Raw genomic sequence first — 298 nt, 5'->3', positions numbered from 1 at the left:
TCCCAGCGCGCCGCATTCGGCAGCAAGCGCTGCTGGGCGAAGGCGCGAATGCTGTCGCGTATCATTTGCTGTTCCGGGGTCAATACCATGTCGCTGCGTTCTCTCTGGAGGAAATTTTTTTATCTACTCAGCACAACTCAATCGCCAGCGCCGTCGCTTCCCCGCCGCCGATACACAGGGATGCAATCCCGCGTTGCTTCTGCTGCTTTTTCAAGGCACCGATGAGGGTAATGATGATGCGCGCACCGGAAGCGCCGATAGGATGACCAAGCGCGCAAGCGCCGCCATGGACGTTGAC

At 58.7% G+C, this 298-nt stretch carries 1 protein-coding gene and 1 pseudogene; both read right to left on the bottom strand.

The genetic code is table 11. The features are described 5' to 3' along the window. Positions 1-89, bottom strand: an 89-nt coding sequence (locus QN347_RS21045; protein ID WP_416350907.1) for an acyl-CoA dehydrogenase family protein, incomplete at its 3' end; no start/stop codon positions are given. Positions 90-127: 38 nt separating this feature from the next. Beyond that, a pseudogene (locus QN347_RS19705) lies at positions 128-298 on the bottom strand (acetyl-CoA C-acetyltransferase); the annotation flags it as partial.

This window comes from Sphingomonas sp. 10B4 (assembly GCF_035019905.1).
GTDB classification, from domain to species: Bacteria; Pseudomonadota; Alphaproteobacteria; order Sphingomonadales; family Sphingomonadaceae; genus Sphingomonas; species Sphingomonas glacialis.
The sequence above is the reverse complement of the archived record's forward strand: the minus strand, read 5'-3'. Positions and strand labels throughout refer to the sequence as shown.